This window comes from Megasphaera sp. MJR8396C (genome assembly GCF_001546855.1).
Classification (GTDB): domain Bacteria; phylum Bacillota; class Negativicutes; order Veillonellales; family Megasphaeraceae; genus Megasphaera.
Window position 1 is genome coordinate 1 of the sequence record NZ_KQ958148.1, and the last position, 8,108, is coordinate 8,108.

General features: G+C 47.5%; 5 protein-coding genes. All 5 read left to right on the plus strand.

Going from position 1 to position 8,108, the window contains the following annotated elements; all coding sequences use genetic code 11:
- Positions 1–671: 671 nt before the first annotated feature.
- On the plus strand, positions 672–1,925 hold the full coding sequence (locus HMPREF3201_RS01405; protein ID WP_062411392.1) for a pyridoxal phosphate-dependent aminotransferase: 1,254 nt from the start codon (positions 672–674) through the stop codon (positions 1,923–1,925).
- A 24-nt stretch (positions 1,926–1,949) separates the two neighbouring features.
- Positions 1,950–2,750, plus strand: a complete 801-nt coding sequence (gene proC, locus HMPREF3201_RS01410) for a pyrroline-5-carboxylate reductase (protein WP_062411393.1) — start codon at positions 1,950–1,952, stop codon at positions 2,748–2,750.
- A gap of 426 nt (positions 2,751–3,176) precedes the next feature.
- Positions 3,177–4,724, plus strand: coding sequence for an L-lactate permease (locus HMPREF3201_RS01415; RefSeq protein ID WP_082709369.1), 1,548 nt, complete (start codon positions 3,177–3,179; stop codon positions 4,722–4,724).
- A gap of 461 nt (positions 4,725–5,185) precedes the next feature.
- The gene (locus tag HMPREF3201_RS01420; protein WP_062411394.1) at positions 5,186–6,607 is read left to right on the plus strand and encodes an FAD-binding oxidoreductase; all 1,422 of its coding nucleotides are present in this window, start codon (positions 5,186–5,188) and stop codon (positions 6,605–6,607) included.
- A gap of 108 nt (positions 6,608–6,715) precedes the next feature.
- Positions 6,716–7,999, plus strand: a complete 1,284-nt coding sequence (larA, locus tag HMPREF3201_RS01425) for a nickel-dependent lactate racemase (protein WP_062411395.1) — start codon at positions 6,716–6,718, stop codon at positions 7,997–7,999.
- Positions 8,000–8,108 lie beyond the last annotated feature (109 nt).

Here is an 8,108-nt window from a genome sequence, read left to right on the forward strand (position 1 = left end):
TTCGATAATGAAGTGCTTCTTTTTTTGTATGTCAAGATTAGTAGACAGTGGACTAGATATAAGTAGAGAAGCAGATTTAAGCAGCGAACAAGATTTAAAGGACCGAAGGGACGCATAAATCTTCGTGAGTCGCTTACTCCGGAGCAAAGCTTCGGAGTGGGTGGGGGAGTCTCAGGTCAGATAATCTCGGGTGGAAGCGACGCATAAAACTGACTGAATCGCTTACTCCGAAGTAAAGCTTCGGAGTGGGTGAGGGAATCTGGAATCAGACGTCTTTTAGACGGATGCCGAAGGCGACCAGATTGCCGTAAACAAGACTTATCGAGCCTTTCCAGATAGGAAGCCGTAGAGGTATATAAAACAGACTGAATCACTTAATCCTATTTTCCTTTCAGTTTCAGCACGCATATCTTCCTTTTATTCACTAAATAATAGCTATTCACTATAATACATATAATTATAGTAACTGATGATTCCGTTATATAACGATTTTTGGGACAGTTATGCCATTATTTTAAGCTATTCATGCTAATGCCGAAAAGGATAAGAAATAAGCTGGATATATCCTTTGTATTTTGAATACATCGCAGATATATATAGACTGTTTGTTGTCATTCTACTTTGAATGTGGTATAAATGTGTATGTAACTAAGAAAGGGGAGTTGATTCATATGGTAAAAAGTGTTGCAGCACCGCAGGCAAAGGGGAAGAGTGCTGAAGATAAAATTTTTGGTGCCAACAACCGGGCCGTTGCTTTGACAGAAAAATTAGGGGCTGATAAGGTCATCAACGGTACTGTCGGTTCCTTACTCGATGAAGACGGCAATCTGGTCATGCTTGATGTCGTACAAAAGGCTTACAAGGCACTGACGCCGAAAGAAATCGTTGCTTATGCACCGATTCAGGGCTATCCTGATTATCTGGAAGCTGCCATTGATCAGTGTTTTGGCGAATCCCGCCCGGACGGTTATATCCGTGCCTGCGCCACCTCTGGCGGCTCCGGCGTTCTCCATCACGTCATTCACAACTATTCTGAATGGGGTGACGACATCTTGACCAGTGATTGGCACTGGGGTGCTTACGGTTCTATGTGTCACGATAATGGCCGTAAGCTGCGGGAATTTAACTTGCTGACCGATGACGGAAAATTCAATTTCGAAAGCTTCAAAGAACATGTCAGCGATATGGTTGCTAAGCAGTACAACACGGTTATCATCATGAATTCTCCGGCCAATAACCCGACGGGCTTTGGCCTTTCTGACGCCGACTGGGATCAGGTCCTGGCCTTCTTAAAAGACGTCGTCAAAGGTAAGGATAAGAATATCATCTTCGTCTCGGACGTCGCCTATCTCGATTATAGTGGTGAAAAGCACGAATGCCGCAAATTCTTCAAAAAATTCGGCAATATGCCGGACAATGTCTTCATCATCGTGGCCTATACCTGCAGTAAGGGCTTTACCATGTACGGACAGCGTATGGGGGCTATGATCGGTATTACGCCGAATAAGGATATTGCCGATGAATTTGTTGCCATCAACCAGTATACCAGCCGGGCTACGTGGTCTAATTCCAACAGCGCTGCTATGAAGGTCATGGCCAACATTTGCAAAGATCCGGCTAAAGTTGCCGAACTCGATGCCGAACGGGCTAAATATTTCCACCTCATCCAGGAACGAGCCGATTTGTTCATGAAGGAAGCTGACCAATGCGGTTTGAAATATTTGCGGTATATTTCCGGCTTCTTCATTACCATCCCCTTGATCGGTTCTCAGAAGGTTTGCGACGAACTGGAAAAAGAAAATATCTTCCTCGTTCCCTTGGAAAAAGGGATTCGTTTAGCTGTTTGCTCTGTTTCTAAAAACAAGATTCGCGGTTTGGCAGCGAAGATCAAAGCGACCTTTGATGCCGTCGGCGTTCAGCAGTAAGGGCTGCAGAAAGGATCGTGCCTTATGTTTAAATCCATCGGTGTCTGTGGAACGGGCAATATGGGGCAGGCTATCGTCAAAGGACTGGTGGCATCGAAAGCCATTGCCGCAGACCACATCTATCTCTATAACATCCATCGGGAAAAGGCAGCTGCCTTAGCCGAGGAAACGGGAGCTGTCGTCGTCGATTCTCCCTTGGAATTAGCCAAGCGCTCTCAGGCGCTCATCATGGGCGTCAAGCCGAATATGATGGAAAAGGCCCTGGCGTCTGTTCGCGACGGCCTGTCTTCGGACAGTGTCGTCATTTCCATCGCCGCCGGCGTGTCGCTGGAAAGCCTTGCCGGCTATGCCGGAGAAGCGACGAAAATCATCCGCGTCATGCCCAATACACCGGCTATGGTGGGGCAGGGCATGGCTTCTATTTCACCGAACGGCATGGTGACGGCCGAAGAAACGGCCGATGCCGTCGCTGTTTTTTCCAGCTTCGGTAAGGCCGAAGTCGTCGATGAAAAAATGATCGATGCCGTCTGCGGCCTCAGCGGAAGTGGTCCTGCTTACGTCTACTTGTTTATTGAAGCCTTGGCCGATGGTGCCGTTCTCGAAGGCATGCCGCGTCAGATGGCCTATACCTTTGCCGCCCAGACCGTGTTGGGGGCGGCGAAGATGGTTCTTAAAACGGGAGCCCACCCCGGCGCCTTAAAAGATGCCGTCTGCTCTCCCGGCGGGACGACGATTGAAGCGGTACGGACGTTAGAAGAAGGCGGTTTCCGTGCAGCCGCCATGAATGCCGTTCGTGCGTCGGCCGAAAAAAATAGAAACCTCTAGCAAATTACCCTGTGAAGGCGAATGTCTTCACAGGGTAATTTTTTGTTTTCCCTTTTAGTAAAATAAAGGAAATCATCTTGTTAGAAATCGTTTATAAATGGCTTTGTTATGCGCTTTTTAGATAATTTAAATATGATAAAAAGTAATAGTAAAAATAAGATTTAATTATTTTTGGTTTATAAACTCCAAGTTTTTATGGCGCTATATGCAAAATAGTAAAGAATATTGTGATTTATATCGAAAATAAGCATATGATTATGTCTAAATGTAATTTACAAACATTACTTTCAGGTATATAATAACAACCATAGAGCTTGTATCCGGATACAATCTAATATGAGAAACGGCGCTGCCCATAATATTTTATGGACGAGCCCATGCCTATTAATGGCGTGACGTGTATTTTTTATGAAAGGGTGTTATGTAATGGTTATCTTGGCCTTACTCCCGATTCTATTTCTCATCGTAGCATTGGGATTCTTGAAGATGGCCGGTTGGAAAGCGTGCCCAATCGCAGCCATTATCGCATTTATTGTTGCTGTGGCCGTTTATGACATGCCGGTTCCCATCGCTATTTCGGCGGCACTGGAAGGGGTTGCCCTGGCATGTTGGCCGATTTTGTTGGTCATCGTTATGGCACTGTTTGCTTATAAATTGACGGTTGCAACGGGCAGCCTGGAAATTATCAAACAGATGCTGACCACGGTTAGTGAAGACAAACGTGTACTGTTCTTGCTCATTGCTTGGGGCTTCGGTACTTTTATGGAAGGCATGGCCGGGTTTGGTACGGCTGTTGCTATTCCGGCAGCGATGTTGGTTGCCCTCGGCTATCCGCCGATTAAGACCATCGTTGCCTGCTTGATTTCTAACGCCGTAGCGCCTTCGTTCGGTTCCATCGGTATCCCGACGACGACCATGGCTGCCGTTACGGGTCTTGATTCCGGTGTCTTGGCTACGAAAGTTTCCATCGTATCCTTTATTCCTGACCTTATCGTTCCGTTCTTAATGGTTATTTGTATCGGCGGCGGCCTGAAAGCCATCAAGGGCGTCGGAATCGTTACTCTTCTTTCGGGCTTGGCTCTCGCTATCCCGCAGCTGCTCATTTCCGTGACCATCGGTGCTGAACTGCCGGTTATGGTTTCGTCCATCATCATCATGGCTGTCATCGTCCTTTATTCCAGAGCCTGCAAGACGACGAGCAATCCGGAATACCAGGTCGACTTCAAAACGGACGATCAGAAAGCTGTTTCCTTTGGCGAAGGCGTCAAAGCAGCTATGATCTTCATCTTGATCTTCGTCCTTCTCGTCGGCACGTCGAAACTCTTCCCGTTCATCAACGGACCTTTGGCTTCGATTAAAACGACGGTTCCTATCTACGCCGGTCCCGGTGCTAAACCGTACACCTTTACCTGGATCGCTGTCCCCGGTATCATGATCTTCATCGCCTCTATTTTGGGCGGCCTTTACCAGGGTGCTTCCGTTGGTAAAATCGCACAGGTCTTTAAAGACAACTTCGTCGGCCTGCGCTTCACGTACTTGACGATCATCACCGTCGTCGTCGTCGCAAAATTGATGACCTACTCGGGCATGACTAAAGAAATCGCCGATGCCCTGGTCTTTGCAACAGGCAACGGTTATCCGATTTTCGCTCCCTTTGTTGGCGGCTTAGGCGCTTTCATTACCGGATCGTGCACCAATGCCAACGTCCTCTTTGGACCGCTCCAGACTTCGGTTGCATCCAGCCTTGGAATGAGTCAGCCGTGGCTGGCAGGTGCAAGTTCTCTTGGCGGTTGTATCGGCAAGATGCTTTCTCCTCAGAGTATTGCTCTCGGTATCGGTGCTGTCGGTGCCGTTGCTGACGGCAAGGAAGGCGAAATCATGCGCGGCACTGTCGGTTATTGCCTCTTCTTACTGGTCATTGCCGGGCTCATCACGATCGCAGCGCCCAGCATCGTTCCCTTCTTAGTCAACTAATCTATATAGCAGGCAAGCATGAAAGAGTATGCTGCATATCTATGTAGCATACCCTTTTTCTAACAGGAACAATGTGATATAATCTGTTGTGAAATGTTCCTCATACGAAACGTTTCCTTATAGGAATAATACAATATTACTTTAAAGCATAGTAAAAATTCGTAAAAATAATCACCGTTTAAAATTTTTCGTTTGCCGCTGGTTTATTTAAAAATAAACCGTTCTTATGATAACTTATCATGGAATAGTACAAATCAATCGAAAAGTGATATGTATAAAATGTGCAAATGTAATTTACATGCATAGCAAAGTAGAGTATAATGATACCTGTAAGAGATAAACGAAGAATAAACACAACAGACTAGTTTATGTTTTCGTTATATTCGGTCTTAGTCTGGAAGTCATTTCCGGATGTAAATAAGTGTTATGCTTATTCTTTTCATTATTTGGAGGTATGTATTATGGCAAAAGGTAAAGTTTCACCAGAGTTAATTGAACAGTTCAAACAAATCGTTGGCGAAAAGTACGTTTATACGGACAAAGAAAAACTTGAACCGTATGCTCACGACGAAGTAACGGACCCTCATTACATGAAAGAACCGCAGGTCGTCGTTCTCCCTGCTACGACGGAAGAAGTTTCCAAAGTCGTAAAACTCTGTTATGAAAACGATACAGTTATGGTTCCGCGTGCTGCTGGTACGGGCCTTGCAGCCGGTGCTGTTGCTACGTTCGGCGGCGTTATCATCTCTATTGAACGCATGAACAACATCATCGAAATCGACAAAGACAACATGGTCTGTGTTACCGAACCGGGCGTCACCACGGCCGTTCTCCAGGAATCCGTTCAGAAGGAAGGCCTCTTCTACGGCGGCGACCCCTGCAGTGGGGACTCTTGCTTCATCGGCGGTAACGTTGCTACCAACGCCGGCGGTAACCGCGCTGTCAAATATGGGGTAACTCGTGACCAGGTCATGGGTATGGAAGTCGTTACTCCGAGCGGCGAAGTCGTAACGCTTGGCGGTAAATTCCGTAAAAACGCTACGGGCTACATGCTGATGCACCTCTTCATCGGTTCTGAAGGTACCCTCGGCATCATCACCAAGATTTACCTCAAACTGGTTGCTCTTCCGAAATACCAGATGGACCTCTTGGCTGTATTCGACAACCTCGACGACGCTATCGCTTTGACTCCGAAAGTCATGGGCGCCGGCATCACTCCGGTCTGCGTTGAATTCATGGATAACGCATCTATCAAACAGGTTGAAGTATTCCTCGACGAAAAACTGCCGAAATCCGACGTTGGCAACTACATCATCATCCAGATCGCTGGCGACAGTGAAGATGTCCTTGATGAACAGTGCGAAAAGATCGTCGAATTGGCTGAAGAAAACAACGCTATCGACTCCTTGGTTGCTGACCCGGCTGTTATTTGGAAATCCCGTAAAGCATACCTCGAAGCTGACCGCGCTCGCAGCTTAGTCTTCTCCATGGAAGATATCGTCGTTCCGATGACGGAAATCCCTGATGCTGTACAGCAGATTTCCCGTTTGGCTGAAAAATACGATGTCGCTATGCACTGCGCCGGCCACTGCGGCGACGGCAACGTCCATATCGATATCTTGAAAGATGACCGCACTCAGGAAGAATGGGAAGAAATGCTCCCGAAAATCCAGGGCGAAATCTACGCTCTCGTTTACCAGCTCGGCGGCCGCCTCTCCGGCGAACACGGCATTGGCTACAAACGTGAAGCTCTCCTCGAAAAATACACGGACCCCGTTGAACTCAGTATGATGAAAGCTGTTAAGAAAGCACTGGATCCGAAGAACATCATGAACCCGGGCAAAGTTGTCAGCATCAACGACGAAGTTCCGGTCGAAGAATAAGTTATAGTTGCATACTGAGGAAAAAGGGCAAGGCCAAGGCTTTGCCCTTTCTCTTTAGAGCTATGAAATGCTATGAAAATAGCGCGGATTTAGAAAGGGTGTGTACGTATGCAGAAGTTTGCAGTGCCTTTTGGCAAAGAAAAAATCAATTTTGAACTGCCGGATGAACAGGTAGCCGGCGTTCTCGTTTCCCATGCTCACGATTATAAAGCACCGAAATCGGAAGAAGAACTCGTTGCCGATGCCTTAGCCAACCCGATTGGCAGCCCGAAACTGAGCGAATTGGCCAAAGGTAAAAAAACTTGCGTCATTATTTCCAGTGACCATACTCGTCCCGTACCGAGCCATGTCATCATGCCGCAGCTCCTGGCTGAACTGCGCAAAGGAAATCCGGACATCGACATCACCATCCTCATTGCAACGGGGATGCATCGCCCGACAACGCAGGAAGAATTAGTTGCTAAATACGGCAAAGAAATTGCCGAAAACGAAAAATTCTCTATCCATGTCAGCCGTAACGACGAAGACATGGTCAGCATCGGCACCTTGCCGTCCGGCGGCGAATGCCTGATCAACAAATTGGCTGCCAATGCCGATCTGCTCGTTGCTGAAGGCTTCATTGAACCTCATTTCTTCGCCGGCATGTCCGGTGGCCGTAAATCCGTTTTGCCGGGGATTGCCAGCAAAATCACGGTTTTGGCTAACCACTGCTCGGAATTCATCGCCAGCCCCAATGCCCGTACGGGTATCTTGAAAGGCAACCCGATTCATGAAGATATGCTCTATGCTGCGAAAGCTGCTAACCTGGCCTTCATCTGCAACGTCGTCATCGACGCTGATAAGAAAGTCATCGCTGCTTTTGCCGGCGACCGCGAAGAAGCTCATTATGCCGGTGTCGACTTCGAAATGAAATTGGCCGGCGTTAAACCGATTCCGGCTGATATCGTCATCACGACCAATGGCGGCTATCCTTTGGACCAGAACATTTACCAGTCCGTTAAAGGCATGACGGCAGCTGAAGCTACTTGTAAAGAAGGCGGCGTCATCATCGACGTATCGTCCTGCTCTGACGGTCACGGCGGCGAAGACTTCTACAACAACTTGAAGAATGCTACGTCCCTCCAGAAGGCTATGGATGAAATCCTGGCCCGCGGCCGCAACGAAACGGTCTTTGACCAATGGGAAGCTCAGATCCTCATGCGCATGCTCCTGCGGTTTACGATCATCATGGTTACGGAAGCTCCGAAACAGATGATCGAAGATATGCACATGAAATACGCTTCGTCCATCGAAGAAGCACTGTCCATGGCAAAAGACGTATTGGCTGAAAAAGGCGTGAAAGAACCGAAGATCACCGTTATTCCTGACGGCGTATCGGTCATCGTAAAATAAGCGTTTCAGTCTATCCTTAGTGTTCATACTCCGTGTGAAATGATAGAACGCCCCTGCAAAAGTGAACCTTTTGCAGGGGCGTTTTTTTGGCGCCGAATAGGCATGATAA

What these genes read in the sequence shown, in the direction of transcription:
- HMPREF3201_RS01405 (WP_062411392.1), top strand. Translation starts at nt 672, where the DNA reads ATGGTAAAAAGTGTTGCAGCACCGCAGGCAAAGGGGAAGAGTGCTGAA.
- proC (WP_062411393.1), top strand. Translation starts at nt 1,950, where the DNA reads ATGTTTAAATCCATCGGTGTCTGTGGAACGGGCAATATGGGGCAGGCT.
- HMPREF3201_RS01415 (WP_082709369.1), top strand. Translation starts at nt 3,177, where the DNA reads ATGGTTATCTTGGCCTTACTCCCGATTCTATTTCTCATCGTAGCATTG.
- HMPREF3201_RS01420 (WP_062411394.1), top strand. Translation starts at nt 5,186, where the DNA reads ATGGCAAAAGGTAAAGTTTCACCAGAGTTAATTGAACAGTTCAAACAA.
- larA (WP_062411395.1), top strand. Translation starts at nt 6,716, where the DNA reads ATGCAGAAGTTTGCAGTGCCTTTTGGCAAAGAAAAAATCAATTTTGAA.